This window comes from Streptomyces sp. G7(2002), assembly GCF_028870195.1.
In the GTDB taxonomy this organism is placed as follows: domain Bacteria; phylum Actinomycetota; class Actinomycetes; order Streptomycetales; family Streptomycetaceae; genus Streptomyces; species Streptomyces nigrescens.
The window spans coordinates 4,111,688-4,136,886 of the sequence record NZ_CP102609.1 but is presented as its reverse complement, the minus strand read 5'-3'; the positions used below and the strand labels follow the sequence as shown (position 1 = coordinate 4,136,886).

21 protein-coding genes and 1 tRNA gene are annotated in these 25,199 nt (G+C 70.4%); 6 read left to right on the top strand and 16 right to left on the bottom strand.

Features of this window, described 5'->3' with window-relative positions:
- Window positions 1-5: 5 nt before the first annotated feature.
- The 6 genes from NUT86_RS17075 to NUT86_RS17050 form a co-directional block, all read right to left on the bottom strand.
- Window positions 6-1,229, bottom strand: coding sequence for a putative T7SS-secreted protein (locus NUT86_RS17075; protein WP_274736138.1), 1,224 nt, complete (start codon window positions 1,227-1,229; stop codon window positions 6-8).
- 44 nt (window positions 1,230-1,273) lie between these two features.
- Window positions 1,274-1,564, bottom strand: coding sequence for a WXG100 family type VII secretion target (locus tag NUT86_RS17070; RefSeq protein WP_018091066.1), 291 nt, complete (start codon window positions 1,562-1,564; stop codon window positions 1,274-1,276).
- A gap of 266 nt (window positions 1,565-1,830) precedes the next feature.
- Complete coding sequence (locus tag NUT86_RS17065) at window positions 1,831-2,472, bottom strand: hypothetical protein (RefSeq protein ID WP_109890264.1); 642 nt, start codon at window positions 2,470-2,472, stop codon at window positions 1,831-1,833.
- Window positions 2,473-2,516: 44 nt separating this feature from the next.
- Window positions 2,517-3,152, bottom strand: coding sequence for a hypothetical protein (locus tag NUT86_RS17060; protein ID WP_274736136.1), 636 nt, complete (start codon window positions 3,150-3,152; stop codon window positions 2,517-2,519).
- 298 nt (window positions 3,153-3,450) lie between these two features.
- Window positions 3,451-4,134: a TetR/AcrR family transcriptional regulator gene (locus NUT86_RS17055; protein WP_018091063.1), complete on the bottom strand. Its 684-nt coding sequence runs from the start codon at window positions 4,132-4,134 to the stop codon at window positions 3,451-3,453.
- Between the two features lie 21 nt (window positions 4,135-4,155).
- On the bottom strand, window positions 4,156-5,163 hold the full coding sequence (locus tag NUT86_RS17050; RefSeq protein WP_274736133.1) for an acyl-CoA desaturase: 1,008 nt from the start codon (window positions 5,161-5,163) through the stop codon (window positions 4,156-4,158).
- A 304-nt stretch (window positions 5,164-5,467) separates the two neighbouring features.
- Here NUT86_RS17050 and ppc point away from each other — a divergent pair, with 304 nt between their 5' ends.
- Complete coding sequence (ppc, locus tag NUT86_RS17045) at window positions 5,468-8,230, top strand: phosphoenolpyruvate carboxylase (protein WP_018091061.1); 2,763 nt, start codon at window positions 5,468-5,470, stop codon at window positions 8,228-8,230.
- 73 nt (window positions 8,231-8,303) lie between these two features.
- Here ppc and NUT86_RS17040 read toward each other — a convergent pair whose 3' ends face one another.
- The 7 genes from NUT86_RS17040 to NUT86_RS17010 form a co-directional block, all read right to left on the bottom strand.
- Complete coding sequence (locus tag NUT86_RS17040; RefSeq protein ID WP_109890260.1) at window positions 8,304-8,828, bottom strand: hypothetical protein; 525 nt, start codon at window positions 8,826-8,828, stop codon at window positions 8,304-8,306.
- A 79-nt stretch (window positions 8,829-8,907) separates the two neighbouring features.
- On the bottom strand, window positions 8,908-9,495 hold the full coding sequence (pth, locus tag NUT86_RS17035) for an aminoacyl-tRNA hydrolase (RefSeq protein ID WP_159488029.1): 588 nt from the start codon (window positions 9,493-9,495) through the stop codon (window positions 8,908-8,910).
- A 142-nt stretch (window positions 9,496-9,637) separates the two neighbouring features.
- Window positions 9,638-10,234 carry a 50S ribosomal protein L25/general stress protein Ctc gene (locus NUT86_RS17030; protein ID WP_018091058.1) on the bottom strand — a complete coding sequence of 199 codons (597 nt, stop codon included), beginning with the start codon at window positions 10,232-10,234 and terminating at the stop codon, window positions 9,638-9,640.
- A 205-nt stretch (window positions 10,235-10,439) separates the two neighbouring features.
- A complete protein-coding gene (locus NUT86_RS17025) occupies window positions 10,440-11,414 on the bottom strand; it encodes a ribose-phosphate diphosphokinase (protein WP_018091057.1) in 975 nt (324 codons plus the stop codon).
- Window positions 11,415-11,486: 72 nt separating this feature from the next.
- Window positions 11,487-12,944: a bifunctional UDP-N-acetylglucosamine diphosphorylase/glucosamine-1-phosphate N-acetyltransferase GlmU gene (gene glmU, locus NUT86_RS17020; protein WP_078518695.1), complete on the bottom strand. Its 1,458-nt coding sequence runs from the start codon at window positions 12,942-12,944 to the stop codon at window positions 11,487-11,489.
- Window positions 12,945-13,076: 132 nt separating this feature from the next.
- Window positions 13,077-13,148 (bottom strand) — tRNA-Gln (locus tag NUT86_RS17015).
- Between the two features lie 29 nt (window positions 13,149-13,177).
- Window positions 13,178-14,038 (bottom strand): hypothetical protein, encoded by an 861-nt coding sequence (locus NUT86_RS17010; RefSeq protein ID WP_274736128.1) that lies wholly within the window; start codon window positions 14,036-14,038, stop codon window positions 13,178-13,180.
- Window positions 14,039-14,194: 156 nt separating this feature from the next.
- Here NUT86_RS17010 and NUT86_RS17005 point away from each other — a divergent pair, with 156 nt between their 5' ends.
- Window positions 14,195-15,661, top strand: coding sequence for a sensor histidine kinase (locus tag NUT86_RS17005; protein WP_274736126.1), 1,467 nt, complete (start codon window positions 14,195-14,197; stop codon window positions 15,659-15,661).
- A 277-nt stretch (window positions 15,662-15,938) separates the two neighbouring features.
- Here the strand turns inward: NUT86_RS17005 and NUT86_RS17000 are convergent, their stop codons facing one another.
- Together NUT86_RS17000 and NUT86_RS16995 are read right to left on the bottom strand one after the other, a co-directional pair.
- Window positions 15,939-16,502, bottom strand: a complete 564-nt coding sequence (locus tag NUT86_RS17000; RefSeq protein WP_274736124.1) for an SUKH-3 domain-containing protein — start codon at window positions 16,500-16,502, stop codon at window positions 15,939-15,941.
- Between the two features lie 8 nt (window positions 16,503-16,510).
- Complete coding sequence (locus NUT86_RS16995) at window positions 16,511-17,029, bottom strand: YwqJ-related putative deaminase (protein ID WP_018091052.1); 519 nt, start codon at window positions 17,027-17,029, stop codon at window positions 16,511-16,513.
- A gap of 319 nt (window positions 17,030-17,348) precedes the next feature.
- Here NUT86_RS16995 and NUT86_RS16990 point away from each other — a divergent pair, with 319 nt between their 5' ends.
- The 4 genes from NUT86_RS16990 (at window position 17,349) to NUT86_RS16975 (ending at window position 23,577) form a co-directional block, all read left to right on the top strand.
- The gene (locus NUT86_RS16990) at window positions 17,349-18,356 is read left to right on the top strand and encodes an SMI1/KNR4 family protein (protein ID WP_037742320.1); all 1,008 of its coding nucleotides are present in this window, start codon (window positions 17,349-17,351) and stop codon (window positions 18,354-18,356) included.
- A 5-nt stretch (window positions 18,357-18,361) separates the two neighbouring features.
- Window positions 18,362-21,217, top strand: a complete 2,856-nt coding sequence (locus NUT86_RS16985) for an SUKH-4 family immunity protein (protein WP_274736119.1) — start codon at window positions 18,362-18,364, stop codon at window positions 21,215-21,217.
- A 249-nt stretch (window positions 21,218-21,466) separates the two neighbouring features.
- Entirely contained in the window at window positions 21,467-22,402 is a 936-nt protein-coding gene (locus NUT86_RS16980) for an LCP family protein (RefSeq protein ID WP_018091049.1), read from the top strand.
- A gap of 164 nt (window positions 22,403-22,566) precedes the next feature.
- Entirely contained in the window at window positions 22,567-23,577 is a 1,011-nt protein-coding gene (locus tag NUT86_RS16975) for a cellulose-binding protein (protein ID WP_274736116.1), read from the top strand.
- A gap of 42 nt (window positions 23,578-23,619) precedes the next feature.
- On the opposite strand, the gene NUT86_RS16970 is transcribed toward NUT86_RS16975, so the two are convergent.
- Window positions 23,620-25,128: an MFS transporter gene (locus tag NUT86_RS16970; RefSeq protein ID WP_274740515.1), complete on the bottom strand. Its 1,509-nt coding sequence runs from the start codon at window positions 25,126-25,128 to the stop codon at window positions 23,620-23,622.
- Between the last annotated feature and the right edge of the window lie 71 nt (window positions 25,129-25,199).

Below are 25,199 nucleotides of genomic sequence, written 5' to 3'. Positions count from 1 at the left end.
GTTCCCTATGCCCCCGCCGCCTGCAGGAACGCCTTGCCGATCGGCTTGTCATCGGGCCAGTTCGCCTCGAGGCGATGGCCGAGGCCAATGCCCTTGACGCCCATCTGAGTGCCGCGGGCACCCCAGTGCGCGACGTCCACCCCCATGCCTTCCGCCTTGGGGAACACCTTCTGGATGCCCTTGTGCATGACACCGTCCGCCATGCCTCGGGCCATGTTCTCCGACGTCTTCAGGCTCTGGGCATTCTTGAACGTGTTGGCGATCTTGCCACCCTGAGCGGCGATTTTCTCGCCCTTTGCCAGAGCCCCGGCGGCTTTGAGTCCCTTCACGGCGCCGATTCCCGGGAGCACTCCCAGTCCTGCGCCGACCCAGTCCATGACACCCACTTTGCCGCCCCGCGACGCCTTGATCCCGTATCCGGCAAGAGCGAGCGCGCTGGCACCGATGGCCAGGCCGCCCAGAATCGCCCCGACCGGTGGGATGGCCATCGTTGCGAGGGAGGCGATGGACAACACCGCACTGATGTTGGACAGCAGATCGGCGTGCTCGGCCAGCCAGTCCTTGAACGCTCGCCAGCCGGCCTTGAGCCCGTCCATCGCCTTGCTCCACCAGTGGAGGTCCGGCGGGTGGTTCTCCGAGGCCTTCAGGATCGCGCGTTCGGCCTCGCCGGCCCGGTCCTTCCACTGCGCGTAGATCCGCTCGGCCTCGCGGATGAGGTCCTCGAGTTTGTCCTTGGAGTGGTCGGCCTTCTCCTTGGCCGCGTCCATCTCGTTGTCCATCCGCTTGGCAGCCGCCGGCTCCATCGGCTGCCCGAAGTACGGCGCGTACTTTTGGTACACGTCGTTGTAGTGATCGAGGTCCGACTCCGCCTGCTTACGGGCCGACGCCGCCTCCGCCTCGATCTTCCCGGCCTTTTCCTGGAATCCCTGCAGATGGCCGTGCCAGCCGCGCAGCGCCTTGGCGCAGTCGTGCATGGACTCGCTGCCCTGCTTGAGGTACTTGGGGAGTTCGCCGAGCTTCTTGGCGAAGTTCCGGGCCGCCTCGCCCTCCCAGGCGCCGTCACTCTTGCCGACCGCCTTGAGCAGATGGTCCAGCTCATCCAGCTCGTCGCCCACGGACTTCACGTCCGAGGAGAGTGCCTGGATGGCGTGGAGATCCCCCTTGGCCGGATTGAATCCGACCCCGGGCCAGGCCGAGTCGTCGTCGATGAACATGCTGCGCCAGGACATGCGTTTCCCCCTGTTGTCAGTCGCTTCTCGGGCCGAGCCGGTGATTACTTCTTGCCGAGCATCTTGGCGTTTTCCTCTTCGCCCGCTTTATAGGCGTCCAGAGTCATCTTGAGCTTCTCGTGAATATCCTTCGCGGCATCCGCGATGCGCTTGATGCCGTCGCCCCACTGGCCCTGGAATTCATCACAGGCATCATCGAGGCCGTCGGTTCCCAGCGTCTTCGGGCCCACCTTGTTCAGGCGCTGCTGGGCGTCCCGCATACGATCGTCGGCGTTTGCGAGTTTATTGAGCATCCCCTGTACGCGCTCGACGTCGATTTTGAAGTCTGCCGCCATGGCGTGATTCCCCCGTCGCTCGGCGATTTCTTGGATGCGGCGATCCCGAATCGACGCATCCGCTCACCGTATCGTGATCACCTGGCGGGGTGAAAACGCGGAGGTAAAAGGTGGGTAATGTGAAGTGAGGGTGTGGGGCAAAGATGGATTAAAGAAAGGGGAAAGCGGGTGTGGGGTGTGCCGGAAATGTCGCCAAACGATCGAACATTCGCATGATGTCTGTACGGAGGTGCTCCGCGGAAAAGGGAGCGGCGTCCGGCCCGTTGCTACGCGCCGTACAGTGCGGCCTGCGCATAGATGAGGTTCGCATCCAGTAGTCCGGTATCCGCGCGGTATCGGCCGGACTTGAAGTCGAGGGCGGGCTTCCGCGGCCCGTCGCCGGCTCGCGTGCGCCAGTGGGCGCGGCGGGGCTTGCCCCAAAGCCACCAGCTCGAATGCGTATCGCCGTTGAGCAGATTCAGCAACGCAAGAAGGGCCCAGAAGGGCGAGAATGCCCAATATGCGATCCAGCCGCGGATATTCCCCTTATAGGCGGTCATGCTGCGCTGCCCGCCCGCGTCCTCTATGCGCCACGCCTGACGCATTCCTCGGGGGGAACGTTCGTGGGTCACCTGACCGATGAATCGGCCGTATCCGTCATGCACTGCATAGACGGTCTGCTGGGCAGCGGCGCCGGCCTGAGGGGCGATGGTGCACAGGGTGTGTGCGGGCTCTGCAGCGGTCGTAAGCGTGAAGGCCGGCTGTTGCTCGGAACTGGTGATGTGGTGATGAACCCGGGCCAGCGCCGGGCCGGGGGCAATCTTCCCGGTCCGTCCCGGGTGCAGGATCCCCCATGCCTCACACCCCGGCAACGCGGAGAACTCCTTCGCAGCGTCGTTCCGTGTGATGCCGAACGTGACCTCGGACATTTCTCGCTCCGTAATTCCTGCTTCGATTCGGTGCTCTATCGGCGCTACGCGCCGTACAGCACGGCCTGCGCATGGATGAGGTTCATGTCCAGCTGCCCGCTGCCCGCCCGGTAGCGGCCGGTGTTGAAATCGAGGGCAGCCTTCCTGGGGCCGCCGCCGGCCCGCATGCGCCAGCGGGCGCGGTGGGGCTTGCTCCACAGTGAACCGCCGGGACGCACATCGCCATTGAGGAGGAAGATCAGGGCCATGATGGCCCAGAACGGCGAGATCGCCCAATAGGCGATCCAGCCGCGGATAGTCCCCTTATAGGCGACCGCGCTGTACTGCTTGGCCGCGTCCTCGATGCGCCACGCCTGGCGGATTCCCAGTGGGGAACGCTCGTGGATGATCCGGCCGATGAAGCGGCCGGATCCGTCATGCACCGTATATGCGGTATGCGACTCGGCGGCGCCGGCCTGAGGGACGACGGTGCACAGGGCATGGGTCGGCTCTGCGGCCGTGAGGGCGAAGGCCGGCTCGTGGTCGTCACTACCGCCGAGGCGATGAATGCGGGCCAGTGGTGATTCGGCGGCGATCCGCCCATTTCCCGTTTGCAGGGCTCCCCATGCCTCGTGCTCGGGCAGTGCGGTGAATTGCTGAGCAAACTCTTCCCGGGAAAGGCAGAACGTTATCTCGGTCATTCGGTTTTACTGCTCCTGGTCCGGCTCGCCTCGTTCCGCAAAGGTCTCCACCCTCGCGTACCCGGATGACCGTCTCGTGGCTCCTGGTGAGGCGCGGTGATGGCGGCGGCCGACCAGTGTGTCAGACGATGATCAACAGGCGGATCGCCATGTGAGGCACTGCCGTTGAGGCATCACCGGGGAGTCGTCATCGCTGAGGCGTTGCCGTCGGGATGCCATGGCAGACGCCCGGCACTCGACCCGCAGGCGCCTGCCCCGCCGGCCCGCCGCCCCGAGGAGCCCCGCCCCTCCCGCACCCTCAATTCTTCCGATGCCCTATCAACCGAGGCTTCGCCTCCAAGTTGCCCAGGCCGTGCCAGGCGAGATTGACCAGGTGGGCCGCGACCTCGGCCTTTTTCGGCTTGCGGGTGTCGACCCACCACTGGCCGGTCAGGGCGACCATGCCGACCAGGGCCTGAGCGTAGAGCGGGGCGAGTTTCGGATCGAAGCCGCGGGCCTTGAATTCCAGGCCCAGGATGTCCTCGACCTGGGTGGCGATATCGCTGATGAGAGAGGCGAAGGTGCCCGTCGACTGGGCCACGGGGGAATCGCGGACCAGGATGCGGAAACCGTCGGTGAAGGTCTCGATGTAGTCGAGCAGCGCGAAAGCCGCCTGTTCGAGGAGTTCGCGGGGATGGCCGGCGGTCAGCGCGCCCGTCACCATGTCCAGCAGCTGCCGCATCTCGCGGTCCACGACGACCGCGTACAGGCCCTCCTTGCCGCCGAAGTGCTCGTAGACCACCGGCTTGGACACCCCGGCCTTCGCCGCGATCTCCTCCACCGACGTGCCCTCGTAGCCCCGCTCGGCAAAGAGCGTGCGACCGATGTCCAGCAGCTGCTCCCGGCGCTCCGCACCGGTCATCCGGACCCTGCGGGCCCGCCGCGTCCCCGCGGAGGAAGACTTGCTTTTGCTGCCGCTGGTACTGCTGTCGTCGATCGCCACCCGTCAATCATGCCTTCCCGGCTACCGCCGGGAGGCACCCCCGGCGGCCTTCTCCGCGCGTCGGGCATCGAGACGGGACGCATCCGGCCACCGGACGTCATACGCCCAGCCCGCCTTCTCGAACCAGCGGATCAAGCGGGCGCTGGAGTCCAGCTGCCCCTTCATCACCCCGTGCCGCGCACAGGTCGGGTCCGCGTGGTGCAGGTTGTGCCAGGACTCACCGCACGAGAGGACGGCCAGCCACCAGACGTTCCCCGAACGGTCCCGGGACTTGAAGGGGCGCTTGCCGACCGCGTGGCAGATGGAGTTGATCGACCACGTCACGTGATGCAGCAGCGCGACACGGACCAGGGAACCCCAGAAGAACGCGCTCAGCGCACCCTGCCAGGACCAGGTAACCAGGCCGCCCACCAGCGGCGGGATCAGCAGCGACACCGCCGTCCACAGCACGAACTGGCGGGAGATCGTACGGATCGCACTGTCCTTGATCAGGTCCGGTGCGTACTTCTGCTGCGGCGTCTGCTCCTCGTCGAACATCCAGCCGATGTGCGCCCACCACAGGCCCTTCATCAGGGCGGGCACCGTCTCGCCGAAGCGCCACGGAGAGTGCGGGTCGCCCTCGGCGTCGGAGAACTTGTGGTGCTTGCGGTGGTCGGCCACCCAGCGCACCAGCGGCCCCTCCACGGCCAGCGACCCCATGATCGCGAGCGCGATCCGCAGCGGCCGCTTCGCCTTGAAGGCGCCATGCGTGAAGTAGCGGTGGAAGCCGATCGTGATGCCGTGGCAGCCGATGTAGTACATCGCCACCATCAGCCCCAGATCGAGCCAGCTCACCCCCCAGCCCCAGGCCAGTGGCACCGCGGCCACCAGGGCCACGAACGGGACGGTGATGAACAGCAGGAGCGTGATCTGTTCGAGCGACCTGCGCTGCTCGCCGCCCAGCGTCGCGGACGGGGTACCGGCGGACGGACCGACGGCGGAATCGGCAGGAATCGGTGGATCTTCTACGGCTTCAGGACCAGCGGTCATGGTGTCCCTCGTCGGGGGCTCGGGGGCACGGCTACGGCTACGGGACCGTAACCTACGGTCTCGTAAGTATGGCAGTGCCGCCGCCACGGGCAAGGCCGTGACAGGCGCCACACCCTCCCACCTGTGACGCAGTGCCCACACAGCGGACGGTGTGATCTGCCGAAGCTGGGCAGACCTATCCTGGGGACGTCGGACAGCGCGGTCCGCAACCCGCCCGCATCAGACCTGCCCACCCCGTCGCCCGTCCCGACCCCTCCCACGGGTCGCGGTGCGACGTCCCTGATCGCTGCAAGGAGCCGCACCTGTGAGCAGTGCCGACAACACTCCGGCCGAGATCGTGTCCATCGAAGGCCCCGAAGCCGGCCCGAGCGACAACGTCGCCCTGCGTGCCGACATCCGCCGCCTCGGTGATCTCCTCGGCGAGACCCTCGTCCGACAAGAGGGACAGGAACTGCTCGACCTGGTCGAGCGGGTACGCGCCCTGACCCGGTCCGACGGCGAAGCCGCGGCCCGGCTCCTGGGCGACACCGACCTGGCCACCGCCGCCAAGCTGGTGCGCGCCTTCTCCACGTACTTCCACCTCGCGAACGTCACCGAGCAGGTCCACCGCGGCCGGGAGCTGGGCGCCAGGCGCGCCGCCGAGGGCAGCATCCTCGCCCGCACCGCCGACATGCTCAAGGACGCCGACCCCGAGCACCTCCGCGAGACCGCCCGCAACCTCGGCGTACGCCCCGTCTTCACCGCGCACCCCACCGAGGCCGCCCGGCGCTCCGTCCTCACCAAGCTCCGCAAGGTCGCCGAACTGCTCGACAGCCCCGACGGCGAGCGCCGCCGCGCCGACCTGCGCCTGGCCGAGAACATCGACCTCATCTGGCAGACGGACGAGCTGCGCGTCGCCCGCCCCGAGCCCACCGACGAGGCCCGCAACGCCATCTACTACCTCGACGAGCTGGGCCGGGGCGCGGTCGGCGACGTCCTCGAAGACCTCGCCGCCGAGCTGGAGCGGGCCGGCACCGAGCTGCCCGCCGGCACCCGCCCGCTCACCTTCGGCACCTGGATCGGCGGCGACCGCGACGGCAACCCCAACGTCACCCCCCAGGTCACCTGGGACGTCCTGCTTCTCCAGCACGAGCACGGCATCACCGACGCCCTGGAGCACGTCGACGAGCTGCGCGGCGCGCTGTCCAACTCCATCCGCAACTGCGGCGCCACCGACGAGCTGCTGGCCTCCCTCCAGCGCGACCTCGACCTCCTCCCCGAGATCAGCCCCCGCTACAAGCGGCTGAACAGCGAGGAGCCCTACCGCCTCAAGGCGACCTGCATCCGGCAGAAGCTCGTCAACACCCGCGAACGCCTCGCCGGCGATACCCCCCACGTCCCCGGCCGTGACTACCTCGGCACCGTGGAGCTCCTCGACGACCTCGCCCTGATCCAGACCTCGCTGCGCGCACACCGCGGCGGACTGGTCGCCGACGGCCGCCTGGAGCGCACCCTGCGCACCATCGCCGCCTTCGGCCTGCAGCTCGCCACCATGGACGTCCGCGAGCACGCCGACGCGCACCACCACGCCCTCGGCCAGCTCTTCGACCGCCTCGGCGAAGAATCCTGGCGCTACGTGGACATGCCGCGCGACTACCGCCGCAAGCTCCTCGCCAAGGAACTGCGCTCCCGCCGCCCGCTGGCCCCCACCCCGGCACCGCTCGACGAGGCCGGCGCCAAGACGCTCGGTGTCTTCCGCACCATCCTCAAGGCCAAGGACACCTTCGGCCCCGAGGTCGTCGAGTCCTACATCATCTCGATGTGCCAGGGCTCCGACGACGTCTTCGCCGCCACCGTCCTCGCCCGCGAAGCCGGCCTGATCGACCTGCACGCCGGCTGGGCCAAGATCGGCATCGTCCCGCTCCTGGAGACCACCGACGAGCTGAAGATCGCCGACCAGCTGCTCGACGAGATGCTCGCCGACCCCTCCTACCGGCGCCTGGTCGCCCTGCGCGGCGACGTCCAGGAGGTCATGCTCGGCTACTCCGACTCCTCCAAGTTCGGCGGCATCACCACCTCCCAGTGGGAGATCCACCGCGCCCAGCGCCTGCTGCGCGACGTCGCCCACCGGCACGGCGTACGGCTGCGCCTCTTCCACGGCCGCGGCGGCACCGTCGGCCGCGGCGGCGGCCCCTCCCACGACGCGATCCTCGCCCAGCCCTACGGAACCCTCGAAGGCGAGATCAAGGTCACCGAACAGGGCGAGGTCATCTCCGACAAGTACCTCGTCCCGTCCCTGGCGCGGGAAAACCTGGAACTGACGGTCGCCGCCACCCTCCAGGCCTCCGCCCTGCACACCGCCCCCCGGCAGTCCGACGAGGCCCTGGCCCGCTGGGACGCCGCCATGGAAACCGTCTCCGACGCCGCCCACGGCGCCTACCGCCGCCTCGTCGAAGACCCGGACCTGCCCGCGTACTTCTTCGCCTCCACCCCCGTCGACCAGCTCGCCGAACTCCACCTCGGCTCGCGGCCCTCCCGCCGCCCCGACTCCGGCGCCGGACTCGACGGACTGCGCGCCATCCCGTGGGTCTTCGGCTGGACCCAGTCCCGCCAGATCGTCCCCGGCTGGTTCGGCGTCGGCACCGGCCTCAAGGCCGCCCGCGAAGCCGGACTCGACAGCGTCCTGGACGAAATGCACGAGTACTGGCACTTCTTCCGCAACTTCCTGTCCAACGTCACCATGACGCTGGCCAAGACCGACCTGCGGATCGCCCAGCACTACGTCGACACCCTCGTCCCCGACAAGCTCAAGCACGTCTTCGACGTCATCAAGGCCGAGCACGAACTCACCGTCGCCGAGGTCCTGCGCGTCACCGGGGAGAAGGAACTCCTCGACTCCAACGACGTCCTCAAGCAGACCTTCCACATCCGCGACGCCTACCTGGACCCGATCTCCTACCTCCAGGTCTCGCTGCTGGACCGCCAGCGCAGCGCCGCCGAACGCGGCGAGGAGCCCGACCCGGTCCTCGCCCGTGCGCTCCTGCTCACCGTCAACGGCGTCGCCGCCGGACTGCGCAACACCGGCTGACCCACCCCCGCACCACACCACGGCGGCGGCCCGCCCTCCCACCAAGGAGGACGGGCCGCCGCCGTCTTCAGCTCTACAGCGCCGTGAACGCCGCGCCCAACAACACCGCCCCCAACAACCCCATCACCCACGCCGTACGACGCAGCCGCATCCCCCCGGCCACCACCAGCGCCGCCAGCAACAACGACCCCGCGAACGGCACCCACGCATGCAGAATCCCGGCCGCCCCGGTCCGCACCGCATGCGTCGTCCCCGGCTTGACCGTCACCTCGACCCGCGCACCCTTGTCCGGCGCCGCCGCCTCCGCAATCGACACCTTCGCCAGCCGCCGGCCCTCACCCGCCGACGGAACATACGGGCCCGTGCACCGCTCACCCGCACACGCCGACACCGTCATCATCCCGCGCTCCCGCGCCTTGACGAGCATCGCGTACTGCGCCGTGTGCCACGACGTCCACACCCCCGCCACCAGCAGGAGCAACGCCAGCAGACCCATCAACCCGGTCCTGGCGACAAGGAGCGCCCCATAGGCGCTCTCACCGGCACGCCGGAAACGACTACGTCTGACCGGACGGGTACGCGTACTGCTTCTGGGCATGGCGGCGATCCTTGGCCATCCACCCACACCCGTCAACCTCGGACAACGGTTCGTCAGAGACTGACCCCCACTGTCCCATTCACGAGTTGTACGTGGTCTGCGCCCGTTCCAGACCATCGACAATCAGCGTCTCCACCGCATCCGCCGCACGGTCCACGAAATAATCCAGCTCGCGCCGCTCCGCCGCCGAAAAATCCTTCAGCACAAAATCCGCCACCTGCATACGGCCCGGCGGACGCCCGATCCCGAACCGCACCCGGTGATACTCCGCCCCCAACGACTTCGTGATCGACTTCAAACCGTTGTGACCGTTGTCACCGCCGCCCAGCTTCAGCCGCAGCGCACCGTAATCAATATCCAGCTCATCGTGAATCGCCACGATGTTGCCCACCGGCACCTTGTAGAAATCCCGCAACGCCGTCGTCGGACCACCCGACAGATTCATGAACGACAACGGCTTCGCCACCACCACACGGCGACCCGACGGGCCCGGCGCACCACAACGCCCCTCCACCACCTGCGCCCGCGCCTTGTGCGCCTTGAAACGGCCCCCCATCCGTTCCGCCAGCAAATCCGCCACCATGAAACCCACATTGTGGCGATTACGCGCATACTCCGGGCCCGGATTACCCAGCCCCACCACCAGCCACGGATCAGCGTCCGCCATCTCAGTCACTCCCACATCCGCCGGCCACACCCGCCGGCCCCGACCGCAACTGCCCATGAAACAGCCCAACCGCCACCCCACGCCCAAAGGCGCGCGGCAGCGGCTGGACAAAGCGCTGAGAACCCGCCTCAGCGAAAAAGACTCAGGCCTCGGCGCCCTCAGCGCCCTCACCCTCGGCGGCCTCCTCGGCCGGCGCCTCCGCCTGCGCCGCGACGACCTGCAGCACCACGGCGTCGTCCTCAACGGCCAGCGACACACCGGCCGGCAGCGCGATGTCCTTGGCCTGCACCGAGTGACCGGCGTCCAGACCCGCGATGGAGACGGTGACCGACTCCGGGATGTGGGTGGCCTCGGCCTCGACCGGCAGGGTGTTCAGCGAGTACTCGAGCAGGTTGCCGCCCGGGGCCAGCTCGCCCTCGGTGTGGATCGGCAGCTCGACGTTGACCTTCTCGCCCTTCTTCACGGCCAGGAAGTCCGCGTGCACCAGGAAGCCACGGATCGCCTCACGCTGCACGGCCTTGGGGATGACCAGCTCGTTCTTGCCGTCGAACTCCAGACGCAGCAGGGCGTTCGGCGTCTTCAGGGCCATCATCAGCGCGTGGTTGTTGATCGCGACGTGCTGCGGCTCGGCACCGTGACCGTAAATGACCGCGGGAACCAGGTCGGCGCGGCGGGCGCGACGGGCGGCACCCTTACCGAAGTCGGTACGAACCTGGGCGGTGAGCTTGACCTCGGCCATGACTGCACTCCTCGTATCTCAGAAACATCTGGTGGGCGTCACCCGGCCCACGACAGACCTGCTACGAAGAGCGCGTCGATAACGGACAACCACCAAAAAAGGCGGCCTCCCTCGCCGAGCAACTCCACGAGTCTACCCGGCCGGAAGGCCGCCCCAAAGTCGATCAGCGCCGGACTACCTCACAGGCCCGCCCGACGCCCCGCACTCACTGCTCCTCGAAGAGGCTCGTCACCGAACCGTCCTCGAACACCTCACGCAGCGCACGGGCAATCGTCGGCGCCATCGACAGCACCGTGATCTTGTCCAGCTCCAGTTCCGAAGGCGTCGGCAGCGTATTCGTGAACACGAACTCGCTCACCTTCGAATTCTTCAGCCGGTCCGCCGCCGGACCCGACAGCACACCGTGCGTCGCCGTCACGATCACATCCGACGCACCATTCGCGAACAGCGCATCCGCCGCCGCACAAATCGTGCCGCCCGTGTCGATCATGTCGTCGACCAGGACACACACCCGGTCCTTCACATCACCGACGACCTCGTGCACCGTGACCTGATTCGCCACGTCCTTGTCACGCCGCTTGTGCACAATCGCCAGCGGCGCACCCAGACGGTCACACCAGCGGTCCGCCACCCGCACCCGGCCCGCGTCCGGCGAAACCACCGTCAGCTTCTCCCGGTCCACCTTCGCGCCCACATAGTCCGCAAGAACCGGCAGCGCAAAAAGATGATCCACCGGGCCGTCGAAGAAGCCCATGATCTGGTCGGTGTGCAGATCAACCGTCACCACACGGTCCGCACCCGCCGTCTTCATCAAATCCGCGATCAGCCGTGCCGAAATCGGCTCACGGCCACGGTGCTTCTTGTCCTGACGCGCATAACCGTAGAACGGCACGACCACGGTGATGCTCCGGGCCGAGGCCCGCTTCAGCGCATCAATCATGATCAGCTGTTCCATGATCCACTTATTGATCGGAGCCGTGTGGCTCTGAATCAAAAAGCAATCCGCGCCACGCGCCGACTCCTGATAGCGGACATAGATCTCACCGTTGGCGAAGTCGAAAGCCTTCGTCGGGACCAGGCCCACACCCAGCTGATGCGCGACCTCCTCCGCCAGCTCGGGGTGGGCGCGGCCGGAGAAGAGCATCAGCTTCTTCTCGCCGGTCGTCTTGATCCCGGTCACAGCAAATCTCCTCGAATCACAGTTTGCGTGCGTTCATCACGGTACGCCCCGCACGGCGCACCCCTTGCACGATCACCGCTCGCCCTCGGACTCCTGGCGAGCAGCCGAAGCCGCCTGCGCGGCGGCGCTTCCAGGCCGCTTACGCGCGACCCAACCCTCGATATTCCGCTGCTGGCCACGCGCGACCGCCAGCGAACCCGGGGGCACATCCTTGGTGATAACAGAGCCGGCCGCCGTATAAGCGCCGTCCCCGACCGTGACAGGAGCCACAAACATGTTGTCCGACCCCGTCTTGCAATGCGAACCGACCGTGGTGTGGTGCTTCGCCTCACCGTCGTAGTTCACAAAGACACTCGCCGCGCCGATATTGGTGAACTCACCAATCGTCGCATCCCCCACATACGAAAGATGCGGCACCTTCGTGCCCTCACCGATCGACGCGTTCTTCATCTCCACGTACGTACCGGCCTTCGACTTCGGACCAAGATCGGTCCCCGGACGCAGATACGCGTACGGACCGACATTCGCCCCCTCACCAATACGCGCACCCTCGGCCACCGTGAACGACGCCACCGCGCCCGCACCCACCGACGTATCCGACAACCGCGAATGCGGACCCACCTCGGCACCCGTCGCGATATGCGTCGCACCCAGAAGCTCCGTACCCGGGTGAACCGTCGCGTCCGGCTCGAACGTCACCGACACATCCACCCACGTCGACGCCGGATCCACCACCGTCACACCGGCCAGCATCGCCCGCTCCAGCAGCCGGTCGTTCAGCAGCCGCCGCGCCTGCGCCAGCTGCACCCGGTTGTTGATCCCCAGAATCTCCCGGTGATCACCGGCCACCGCCGCACCGACCCGGTGCCCGGCCTCCCGCACGATCCCCAGCACATCGGTCAGGTACTCCTCGCCCTGACTGTTGTCCGTCCGCACCTTGCCGAGCGCATCGACCAGCAGCCGCCCGTCAAAAGCGAACACCCCGGAATTGATCTCCCGGATCGCCCGCTGCGCCACACTCGCGTCCTTGTGCTCGACGATCGCGGTCACCGCGCCCGAGCTCTCGTCGCGCACGATACGCCCGTAACCCGTCGCGTCCGGGACCTCGGCCGACAGCACCGTGACGGCATTGCCGTCCGCGGCGTGCGTGTCACCCAGCAGCCGCAGCGTCTCGCCGGTCAGCAGCGGGGTGTCACCACAGACGACGATCACCGTGCCGTCGACGGCCACACCGCTCTGGCTCAGCTCCTCCAGAGCAGTACGGACCGCGTGACCGGTGCCGTTCTGCTCGTGCTGCACCGCGGTGCGCACGGCGGGGTCGACCGCGGAGAGATGCGCCTGCACCTGCTCGCGGGCGTGGCCGACGACCACGACGAGATGCTCGGGGTCCAGCTCACGGGAGGCGGCGACGACATGGCCGACGAGGGAGCGGCCGCAGAGGGTGTGCAGGACCTTTGGGGTGGCCGACTTCATGCGGGTGCCCTCACCCGCTGCGAGAACGACGACGGCTGCCGGGCGGTTGGCGCTCACGGGGATGCCCTTCGGCTTCTTGGCTACTTCGGGTGGTGGTCATCCGAAGGATACCGGTGCGTATTGCAGCCGAAACGCGGGCGGGTCCTGACGTCGTGGTCAGGACCCGGAAAATCGCCTGTTGTGCGTGTGCTCCCCTGCCAGGACTCGAACCCGGACATAAGGCACCAAAAGCCTCAGTGCTGCCAATTACACCACAGGGGATAGTAAGGCGGCCCAAACCGGACATCTCGTCAGTCTGGCCGCTTGGCACCCAACACTATGCCGTACCACCAGCCTTCGATGCGACGGTATAGCTCTGCACTTTGTAGCACCCGGACCACCAGGCAGCCGCGGTAGCCCTCCCCGACGTTTTTGCGCGTGGTCTTGGGGTTGTGCTTCTTGATCGTGGTCTTCTGGAGCGCGGCGACGTCCACGCCGACGAGTTCGGCCCAGTAGCGCTCGGCCGCCTCCACGTCGGCAGTCATGTGGATCATGACCCGGTAGGCAATCCGGCACGGCTCCACGCCGAGCAGGCGCAGCCAGGCCAGGAAGACCTCGATGACGCCGGGGTCGCTGTTGACGAACTGGACGTGTTCTCGCCGCTTGTACGGCTTGTCCTTGGCGCCCTCGGCCCAGTAGAGGGCGGCTCCGGCGAAGAGGAGCTCCCGGTCCGACAGATCACCGACCTCCTGGGTTGCTGCGCTCTTCGTTTCCCGGCGTTCCCTGTCCCGTACCGCCAGCTCGTGCTCCCACCGTTTTTCGCGGGCGATCCGGGCCTGCTCTGCCGGGGTGCGGAGCGGCTTCGGCTTCGGCAGATCCCGCACCCAAAGTGAGATCGAGCTCTTGGAGCAGCCCAGCTCGACCTGGATCCGGTCGTAGGTGAGGCCCTGTTTGCGGAGCTCGCGGGCTCGTGCGCGGAGGTCGTCCTTGGAGTTGGGGCGGCGGGTCCAGTCGGGGGCGGGGACGCCTTCGAGGAGGCGGTTGAGGATGTCGTTGTTGTGGACGTGGAGGCGGTCGCGGATCTGGCGGCGGCTGAGGCCGGCCCGGCGCAGGGCGACGGCCTGGGGGCGTAAGGACTCGTAGTCGGGGTGTTCCCGATGGGGGTTCGGCATGGGAACAGGGTGGCGCGTGCAGGCGTGTGACAGGGTCGAAAATGTGGGCGATTCAATAGTTCGGGTGAAAACCGGCGGTAAGGGCTGGTAATGGGCCAGGACAGGGGCCGGTAATGGGTCGGGGGAACGGGGGCGGGCGCCCGTAGGCTGGACGGTATGACCGCGACGGGGGCAAGTGAAGGTGTGGGCGCGCGGGGTGCGCCGGTGAGCGGGCCGTGGTGGTGGGCCCGCCGGCGGAGTGCCGTGCTGGATGTGTTTCTGGCGGCGGCTTCCACGGTGGAGTGTGCGTTCGAGGGGGCGCGGTTCGCCGAGGGGGCGCAGCTGCCCGAGCTGCTCGGGATACTGCTCGGCCTGCTGGCGGGGCCGGTGCTGTTGTTGCGCCGCCGCTGGCCGGTGGTGGTGGTGCTGGTCTCGATAGCGGTGATCCCGGCGGAGATGGGCGGGCTGCTGAGCACGGTGGGGCTGTACACGCTCGCCGCGTCGGAGGTGCCGCGCCGGATCACGGCGTTGCTGGCGGGGATGACGGTGACGGGGACGTTGGTGACGACGTTCCTCAGCCTGCGGCAGGACGTGGCGGCGCAGGAGGACTTCCAGCCGCCGATGTGGCTGATCCCGGCGATGTCGCTCGCGCTGGGGCTGGTGCTGACGGCGCCGCCGGTGTTGTGGGGGCTGTATGTGGGTGCCCGTCGGCGGCTCGTGGAGAGTCTGCGGGAGCGGGCGGACGGTCTGGAGCGCGAGCTGTCGTTGCTGGCGGACCGGGCCGAGGAGCGGGCGGAGTGGGCCCGTAATGAGGAGCGGACGCGGATCGCGCGGGAGATGCACGATGTGGTCGCGCACCGGGTGAGTCTGATGGTGGTGCATGCGGCGGCGCTGCAGGCGGTGGCGCTGAAGGACCCGGAGAAGGCGTCGAAGAACGCGGGTCTGGTCGGCGACATGGGGCGGCAGGCGCTGACGGAGCTGCGGGAGATGCTGGGGGTGTTGCGTACGGCCGACGGGGCGGCGGTGCGGGGTGCCGCGGTGTCGGATGCGCCGGAGCGGCTGGCGGCGGTGGCTTCCCGGGCGGGTGCGACGGTGCAGGCGCGGTCCCCGGAGCCGTCCATGGCCGGGGCCGCGGCGGAGTCCTCGGAGGACGGCGGTCCGACGGGCGGGGCTTCGGCGCCGGCGCCGGCCGCCGTGGATACGGACGCCGAGGGGCCGCATCTGGCGGAGCTGGCGGATCTGGTGGGTCAGTCCCGGGCGGCCGGGATGGTCGTCGAGCTGACCGTGGACGGGGTGGCCGAGGGGGAGCCGGCTGCTTCTGACGGGCGGCAGTATGCGCCGCGGGTGGAGCGGACCGTCTATCGCGTGGTGCAGGAGGCGCTCACGAATGTGCACAAGCATGCGCCCGGGGCACGCGCGCGGGTGCGGCTGGCGCACCGCGACGGTGAGCTGGCGGTCCAGGTGGAGAACGGCCCCAGCGAGGGCGGCGCGGCCGACGCGGGCCTGCCGAGCGGCGGCAACGGCCTGGTAGGCATGCGGGAGCGGGTAAACGCTCTGGGCGGCGTCTTCGTATCGGGCCCGACGGACTCCGGCGGCTTCCGCGTATCGGCAGTGCTACCCGCCTCCATCACGACGGCCGCCTGATCGCGCTCCGTCACCGGCGCCGTACCGGGCCTGGCCGCACAACGACGCGGCCGAGCCACTGGTCTTTAAAAACCCTCACCCCCACCGGACGGGGGTCGCCATTCCGGACGGGAGGGGGCGGGCCTCCGGGGCCTGTGTTGTGGACGTAAAGCGAAGCAGTCCACAACACAGGCCCCGGAGGCCCGAACCCGGCACCACCACAGACAACAAGCGGCCCCCGCCCAAACACCCCCACCCCGCCGAAGGCGGAAAGAAACCACAGAAGAACTACGGCGCCTCAGTCAACAACGTGCGCCGCCACCCCCAGCCGCACAGGCCGCCTCCCCAACACCAACACCCCCAACGCACTGTCGATGTCCGGCCCCAGATACCAGTCACCGGTGTGATCGAGGCTGTAGACGCGGCCCTCGGTGTCGATGGCGAGGGCCGCCTGGCTGTAGGTGTCGCCGTCGCGGGTGGTGAGTTCTTCGCGGCCGAGGGGGGCCACATCGGTTTCCAGGGCGCGGCCGAGGTCGCCGAGGGTGCGGGCGAGGTGGAGGCCGTGCAGGGGGTCGATGGCGAAGGGGGCGGGGGCGATGTGGCGCCCGGGGCCGGGCCCGGTGATGTGCAGTCCGCCGAATTCGGCCCAGGCTTCGACGGCGGCGGGGAAGACGGTGTGGCGGTGGCCGGCGGGGGAGGTGTGGGCGCGGAGGGTGTCGGCCCAGTGTTCCGCCTGTTCTATGTCCCAGCGGCCGGGCTGCCAGCCGGCTTCGTGGAGGGCGACGTCGACGGCGGCGGGGAAGCGGGTCGAGTCGGTCCGGTCGTGGGCCGGGGTGCGGGGTCCGGGGGTGGTGGGCGGCATGGTGGCGGTCAGCTTCCTGTGGGCGCGGTGCCGCTGATGGGCATGACGCCGAAGTGGGCGAGGAGGGCGTCGCAGGAGCGGCAGGGCGGGGCGTAGCTGCCGTGCTGGGGGTCGCCGTCCTCGCGGATGTGGCGTGCGGTGATTTTGGAGTGTTTGAGGGAGCGGCGGGCTTCGCCGTTGGTGAGGGGTTTGCGGGAGGCGCGTTTGCCGCGGTTGCCCTCGACGGCGGTGAGGTGCCGGGAGAGGAGGACCGCTTCGGGGCAGCGTCCGGTGAAGCGTTCGCGTTGTGCGGTGGCGAGGGTGTCGAGGAAGTCCTGGACGAGGGGGTGCAGGGCGGGGGGCTGTTCGGCCTTGCTCGCGGTGCAGGTGAGGGTTTGTCCGCGTACGGACAAGGCAGCGCCGATGGTGGGGAGGATGCCGTCGCGGCGGTGGTGGAGGGCGGGGGCGCGTTCGGCGTCCGCGGGGCCGCTCCAGCCGATGCGGGGGTCGCCTGCGGCTGCGTTGTGGTGGCGTGCAGTGGTGCTCATGGTGGTGCTTTCCCTCCCCGAATCCCCGTGTAGCTGGGGGTCCCCCCGCCGTAGGCGGGAGAGGTCAGCCTGCCAAATGTGCTGGGTGTTGCGGTAGTCGGGCGGGCTGTCGATGATCTCACGGCGGGCTGACGGGGCGTCGGTCGCGGGGCAACGGGGCTGGTGGGCGGGGTGGTGCGCGGGGGGCTCGGGGGTGGTGGGGCGGTGGGTGACGTCGGTGTGTCGCGGGGCTGACGAGCGGGGGCGGGGGAGGGGGGACGGCGTAGCGGTACGGCTTAGGCTGTGCTCCAAAGCCAGCTTCAGCCAGGGGGCAAGCGCGATGACGACAGGTCGGCAAGGGCTGGGGGCACACCCCGGCCCCCGGGCGGCGGGACATGCCGCGCCACCGAATTCGGCCTATGCCGGGCAGGTCGTGCATTTTCCGGATCCGGTCCGTGCGGCACGGTACCCCGCCGGTGTGCGGATGGACGAACGGGGTTTCCCGGAGTTCTCGCCGTATGCGCGCGCGGCGGCGGAGATCGCCGAGCCGCCGGAGGGTTTCGGCGTCGACGAACTGCGGCTGACGGACTATGTGTCGGCGAACGCGGCCCTGCACGCGCAGGGGCACGAGCTGTGGATAGATGTGCCGGCCGTGGCGACACCGCACGGCTGGACCTGGCATCACGTGGCCGGTACCCGGCGGATGGAGCTGGTTCCGGTGGAGGTGAAGGCGCTGTTGCGGCATCACGGCGGGCTGGCGACGGCCGCCGTGGCGCACGACAAGCGCGGTACCCGGCCGTTGCAGGAGACGCGGCCGGCGCACTTCGGGCTGCCGCACCGTGATCTGTCGGTGGGCGAGGAGCAGTTGGCGCAGGCCGAGGAGGCGCTGGGCTATCGGCTGCCGGGCGCGTACCGGTCGTTCCTGAAGGCGGCGGGCGGCTGTGCGCCGGTGGGGGCGGCGCTGGACGCGGAGTTGGGGCTGCTGGTCGACCAGCCGTTCTTCACGGTGCGCGATGACGCGGCGGTCAATGATCTGCTCTATGTGAACAAGTGTCTGCGGGATCACTTCACCAAGGACTATCTGGGCGTGGCGTTCGTGCAGGGCGGTGTGGTCGCGGTGAAGGTGCGCGGCGAGGCGCTCGGTTCGGTGTGGTTCTGCCCGTACGACGATGCGCGGGACCAGGACGGGTGGACGGTGCAGGAGCGGGTCGAGCGGCTGTTGTTGCCGTGCGGCGCGGATTTCGATGACTTCCTGCAGCGGCTGGCGGGCAATCCGCCGGAGCTGGAGACGGTGGCGGATCTGATGGTCGACGGTGGTTTCGCGTACGCGGTCGCGGTGGGGGGTTGAGTGCGGTGGTGACGTTCGCGCAGGCGCAGGAGCGCGCGGAGCGGTGGGTGAACGGCGAGGTGCCGTCGGCGCTCCATCGTGAGGTGCGGGTGCGGGAGTTCGATCTGGGCTTCGTGGCCTGGGCGGAGGACCGCGAGGGCGGTCCGGCGACGGATGGCGGCCGGGCCCGGCTGGTGATCGCGCGGGACAGCGGGGAGACGACGCTGTGGCCGGGGCTGCCGGTGGGTGAGGTGATCCGGCGTTACGAGGAGGAGTACGGCGCTGCCGCGGACGGTGGGTACGGCGTTGCCGAGGCGCCGCCGCAGCGGATCGACCTGGAGGCCACCTCGTTTCTGCTGACGCCGCCGGAGTGGCTGCAGGAGGCGGCGGACGCGAGGGGCGTGGCCGAGCGGCGGGGCGCGGAGGAGGCGCCGGCGGCTGCCGCGCCGTCCGTTCCCGCTCCTGCTCCCGCGCCTGCCCCTGCGCCCGCGGCCGCGTCGTCGGCGTCGGATGCCTGGGCCGAGGTGAGCGTCAACGGTACGGACGGCGGGGCCGCGCAGAGCGGTGCGCAGGCGGCGGAGACGGGTGCGGGCGCCGGTCCCGCCGGTGTGCCGACGCCGTGGGCCGAGGCGGACACGACCGCCGGAGGCGGCGAGGACCGTTCGGTGGGGTTGCCCGCGACGGTGTTCGCGCCGCCGCTGGCCGGTTTCGACGAGGAGGAGGACGCTCCGTCGGCGCCGCGGGCCCGGCCGGAGGCCAAGACCGAACTGCTGCAGGGCGGCAGTCAGTTGCCGCGTACGCAGGTCGCGCCCGCGCTGGATTCGCCGGACGGGGCCCGGCCCGGCGGCGGTGCGCTGCCGCCGCCGATGCCGTCCGCTCCGCCGGCCGCCGGGGGGCTGCCGGATCTGCCGCCGCCGTCGGGTCCGCCGGTCACCGATGTGCCGCCCCCGCCGGGTGCCGGTACGCCCGCCGCGGCCGGGCCGGGGCTGCCGCCTCCCGCCGCGCCGCCCGCGGGCGGCGGAGTACATGCCGCGGCGACGATGCTGGCCGACGGCTCGTCGCTGCCCGGTAACGCCGCCGCGGGCCCGCCCCCGCCGCCCGCCGCGCCCGGTCCCCCCGGTGCGGGCCGGGACGGTGCGCAGCAGGACCCGGCGCAGGCCGCGGAGGCCGGTACGGGCGGGGACGGGGTGCGCCCGCCCGGTGGGCCCGCGGCGTCCGGCCCCGGTGCTCCCGGTGCGCCGGCCGGTGGCTATGTGCCGACGCAGCTGGTCTCGCAGCTGGACGCGGCGGAGCTGGATCTGAGCGCGGTGGACGGACCGGGCGGGCCGGAGGCGTCGGGTGGGTCCGACGGGTCCGGTGCTTCCGGTTCCGGCGGGGCGGGTGCCCCGGCGGCCGGTGGTCCCGGTCCCGGCGGGGTGCATGCCGCCGCGACGATGCTCGCCGACGGCGCGTCCGTGCAGGCAGCCGGCCTCGGGGGTGCGGGCGGGCCGGGCGGTGCCGCCGGTGGCCCCGGGGTGCCGCCGCCGCCCGCGCCGCCCGGTGTGCCGGGCGCGCCCAAGCCTCCCGGCCCGCCCGGTAAGCCCGGGGTTCCCGCGGACGGCCGGAGCTCCGGCGGCCAGGGCGGTCCGCCCCCGCCGCCGCCCGCCCCGCCCGCCGCGGGCGGCACCGGTGGCGGCGGGGTGCATGCCGCGGCCACGATGCTGGCGGGCGGCGCGGCGCTGCCCGGCGGTGCGGGTGGTCCCGGCGGCGCCGGTGGGCCGGGTGCTCCCGGTGTGCCGCCGTCGGCCGGTCCCACGCCCCCGCACGCGGCGCCGCCCGGACCTCCGCAGGGGCCGCCCGGTGCGCCGGGCCCCGGCGGTAGCGGTGCGTACGGCTATCCGCAGGCGCCCAGTGGTCAGCCGACGGTCGGTCCGGGCTACATGGCCGTGCTGAGCTATCGCGCGCCGGACGGGTCCGAGCAGAAGATCGTGCGGCGTTCGGCGCCCGGCACACCGCATCCGGAGTGGCAGCTGCTGCACGAGCTGCGCCAGATGAACGTGCCGCCGCAGCAGGTGCTGGAGCTGCACACCGAGCTGGAGTGCTGTGATCTGCCGGGTGGCTACTGCGCCCGGATGATCCGGGACAACTGGCCGCAGGTGCGGATCAGCCACACCGCCGCGTACGGCAGGGACCATGCCTCGCGCCAGCAGGGCGTACGGCATCTCGTCGAGCATCAGGGCGAGTTGCACCAGGTCGCGGACGGTCCGGCGCGGCCGGCGCCGGTGCGGGTGCCGTTGCCGCATCCGTCGCAGGTGCAGCCGGTGCCGCCGGTGCCCCCGCAGGTGATCGGGCAGGAGCTGGAGCAGGCGTTCGGCCCGCAGGCCCTCTTCCGTTTCGACCAGCGGGCGGTCTCCCGGCAGGGGGTGCCCGATGTGGTGGCGCAGATGCTGGTGTGGGCCGGGCTGCCGGTCGACTTCGGGCCGTTCTTCTGGGCGCAGGCGCAGCCGCACCGTCCGGTGCCGACGCTGGCGGAGCTGGCGGCGGAGCGGATGGTGCAGCCGGCCGCGGATGCCGGGTCGTATCTGGTGATGGGCAATGACTTCGGCCGTCAGCTGTGTGTGCAGTACGGGACCGCGCACATCGTGGCGGTGCCGATGGAGGCCGGTCCTGGCGGGCAGCCGGCGACGCCGCAGTTCGTGAACTCGGGGCTGCCGGAGTTCACGCGCTGTCTGGCGATGCTGGGGCGGATGTGGCGGCTGCGGTACGGGCTGACGCCCGAGCAGGCGGGCCGGTGGACCGTCGACTTCCAGGCGCAGCTGGTCGCGCTGGATCCGCCCGCGCTGGGGTCGCCGGAGACCTGGTGGTCGGTGCTGCTGGAACAGATGTGGGACGGGCTGCTGTAGCGGCGCGTCAATGGGCCGGCGGCAGACGCCGCCGCCGGGCACGGTCAGGGCGCTCGACCTGCGGGATGGGTCGGGCGCCCTGACCATGCGTATATGGGCCGTCCGATATCCCCGCTGTCACAGGCGTCGTCGACGACGCCGTACCGGACGGCGCGCCCGCGCTGGTGGCACCGTGGGCGGAGGACGGGCGGGCCGCCGCTTCGGCCGCGGCCGCGCCGGAGCCGTTGGGCGTGGTTCACCTGGACCCTGGTGACGCTGCTGGTGCTGGTCGCCCTGGTGTGTGCGGGCGGGGCCTGGCTGTATGTGTCGTCGGGGCGGCAGTTGCAGCATGTCGATGCGCTGGGCGAGTACGCCGGGCGGCCGGCCGCGGGAAAGGGCACCAACTGGCTGCTGGTCGGCACGGACAGCCGTACCGCGCTGACCCCGCAGCAGCGCGAGGAGCTGCATGTCGGCAACAACGAGGTGCAGAACACCGACACGATCATGGTGTTGCACTCCGGTGAGCACGGTCCCACGCTGGTCAGCCTGCCGCGCGACAGCTACGTCCCGATACCCGGCCATGGCAGCCGGAAGATCAACGAGGCGTATGCGGACGGCGGTCCGAAGCTGCTCACCCGAACGGTGGAGCAGGCGACCGGGCTGCGGATCGACCGCTATGCCGAGGTGAACTTCCTGGGGTTCGTGCAGGTGGTGGACGCGCTGGACGGGGTGCGGCTGTGTCTGGACGCCCCGCTGAAGGACGAGAAGTCGGGCGCGGACTTCCCGGCCGGCTGCCGGCGGATGAGCGGCGCCGAGGCGCTGGCGTTCGTACGGGCCCGGTATGCCGACCCAGAGGGTGACCTCGGACGGGTGAAGCGCCAGCGGCAGTTGCTCGGTGCGGTGGCGGACGAAATGGCCGCCCCGTCGGTGCTTCTCGATCCGGACCGGCTGACGCGGGTGAGGGACGCCTCGCTGGCGGCGCTGCTCGTGGACGAGGGCGCTGATCTGGCACGGCTGCTGGATATGGGCTGGTCGATGAAGCAGATCGCCGGGGGCGGCGGGACGGCGACGACGGTTCCGGTGCACCGGCCCGGGGTGATGGTCAGTGGCGTCGGGTCGGTGCTGCCGTGGGACGAGAACGGGGCGAGGGAGTTGTTCGAGGCGCTGCGCCACGATGACCGGATTCCGACTTCTGGCACCAAATGACGCATCCTGGTGGGGTGGATGGGGTGAAGTGCCGCGAGGGCGCGATGTCGCACCGATCTCCAGGGAAGGCGCGTAACGGCACAGTGCTGCACACAACCATGCGAAATGGCGCGGAAGGCTGCGGGTCGCACGACTGCTGCGCGCGGCGGAGAGGGGCTTGAGGGATGAGTGCATCGGTTTCGCCTCACGGGTTCGAGACCGTACGAGGGCGTGGCTACCGGCCGGAGGATGTCGACCGCCGGGTCGAGGGACTCTCGGTCGACCGCGACTCCTGCTGGGAGCGCGCCGCGCGGCTCACGGTCCTGTCCAACGAGATGGAGGCCGAACTCACGGAACTGCGGGCCCATGTGGCGCAGTTGCCACCGCAGACGTATGCCTCGCTCGGCCGTGAGGCCCGGCTGATCCTGACGACCGCGGAGTCCGAGGCGGCGCGGCTGCGGACCGAGGCGCAGCAGGCGGACGAGCAGATCCGGGAGGAGGCCGCGGTCCATGCGGACGAGGTCCGGGAGGCGGCCGACAAGGACGCGTACGCCCGGCGCGGCGAGGCGGAGACGCGGGCCCGGCGCACGGGGGAGGCGGCGCGGGGCGAGGCCGCGGAGCTGGTGACCGTGGCGACCGAGGAGGCCGGGAAGCTGCGGGAGGAGGCGGCCGAAGAGCTGGCGGAGGTGCAGCGGCGCACCGCGCAGCTGCTGCGCGACCAGGAGAAGCGGCAGGCCGAGGAGTGGGACGCGGCCGGCCGGCAATTCGCGCAGATGGAGGCGGAGATGGACCAGCTCGTCGCGGAGCTGGACGCCCGGGGGAAGGCCGCCCGCGCCGACGGCGAGCGGCTGTACGCGGAGGCCGAGGAGGCCGCCCGGCACCGTCAGGAGGACGCCGAGGACCGTGGCGCCGGGCTGCTGTCCCAGGCGCGGGCCGAGGTGGAGCGCATCGAGCGCACCACGGAGCGGATCCTGCGGGAGCACGACGCGGAGCGCGAAGAGGTCCGCACCCATATGACCCATGTACGCAACAGCCTGGCCGCGCTCACCGGGAAGGCACCGGCACCGGACGTGGACGACGGGACGGAGCCGCGGGGCGGCGGGCGGGACGCCGGCACCGCCCCGGACGCCGGTCCCGATGAGGAAGACACCCTGGAGACGCAGTTGCCGCGCGCGGGCGGCGGCGCGGGCGCCTGACCGTACGGCCGCCCCGCCGTCGCCCCGGGGCCGGTCTCCCGGTCAGGTCCCGCCCGGCTCGCCCTCGTTCGTGCCCGTGCCCGTGCCCCCGGTGTCCGTGTGCATCGGGAAGCGCCGCGGTGCCAGCAGCAGGGCGAGCAGTGCGAGCCCGGCGGCCGCGGCGGCGCCGAGGTAGACGTGGTCGACCGTGGTGTCGACGGCGCGGCGGAGGTAGTCGGTGGCCTGCGCGGTGAGGTCGCCGGGGTGTTCCAGCGCGCGCGAGACCGCGTCGAGGTCGTCGGGCAGGCCGGGGCGGATGCCCGAAGGGGCGTGGGCGAGGCGGTCGTTGAGGGTGGCGTTGGCGAGGGCGCCGAAGAGCGCGGCGCCGAGGGACTGGCCGACCTGGCGGCAGAAGAGTATGGACGCGGTGGCGGTGCCGCGCTCGGTGTAGCCGACGGAGGACTGGACGCCGATGATCAGCGGGAGCTGGAAGAGGCCGAGGGTCGCGCCGAGCGCCAGCATGATCAGCGCGGGCTGCCAGGCCGCGCCGGGGTAGGGCAGCAGCGGGAAGGCGAGCAGGACCAGTCCGGCCGCGCCGATGCCGAGCATCGCGCAGGTGCGGATGCCCAGGCGGTTGTAGACGTGGCTGCTGAGGGCGGCCGAGACCGGCCAGCTCAGGGTCATCACGGACAGCACGAAACCGGCGGCGGTCGGGCTCAGGCCCAGCACCGACTGTGCGTAGGTGGGCAGGAACACCGTCGGGGCGACCATCAGCAGGCCCAGGGCGCCCAGGGCGAGGTTGACGGCGGAGATGGTGCGGCGGCGCCAGACCCAGCCGGGGATGATCGGCTCCGCGGCCCGGCGCTCGATGAGGACGGTCAGCGCCGCGCACGCCGCGCTCCCGGCGAACAGCAGCAGCGACGGGGTGGAGAGCCAGGCCCAGGCCACCCCGCCCTGCACCAGGGCGGTCAGCAGCAGCCCGCCGCAGGCGAAGATCGCCAGCGCGCCGGGCCAGTCCACCCGGGGGCCGGCGCCGGGGGCCGTCCGGCTCCGCTCCGCCTCGGAGAAGTGCCGCACGATCAGCCAGAGCGCGACCGCGCCCACCGGCACATTGACCAGGAAGATCCATCGCCAGTCGGCATAGGCCGCGAGCAGTCCGCCCAGCGCGGGCCCGGCGACCGCCGAGGTGGCCCAGACGCTGGAGAGCCTGGCCTGGATCTTGGGGCGTTCCTTCATCGGGTAGAGGTCGGCGGCGATGGTCTGGACGGTGCCCTGGAGGGCGCCGCCGCCCAGGCCCTGCACCACGCGGAAGGCGATCAGCGAGGCCATGTTCCAGGCCCCGGCGCAGGCCAGCGAGCCGACGAGGAAGAGCACGATGCCGGTGATCAGGACGGTCTTGCGGCCGAAGGTGTCGGAGAGCTTGCCGTAGACCGGCAGGGTGACGGTGACGGCCAGCAGATAGCCGGAGAACAGCCAGGAGAAGACCGCGAAGCCGCCGAGGTCGCCGACGATCTGGGGGATGGCGGTGGCCAGGATCGTCGAGTCGAGTGCGGCCAGTGCCATCCCGAGCATCAGGGCGGCGACGACGGGACGGCGTGGCGGGCCCGCGGGCGGCGGGCCCGGCGCCCGCAGAGTGCCGCTGT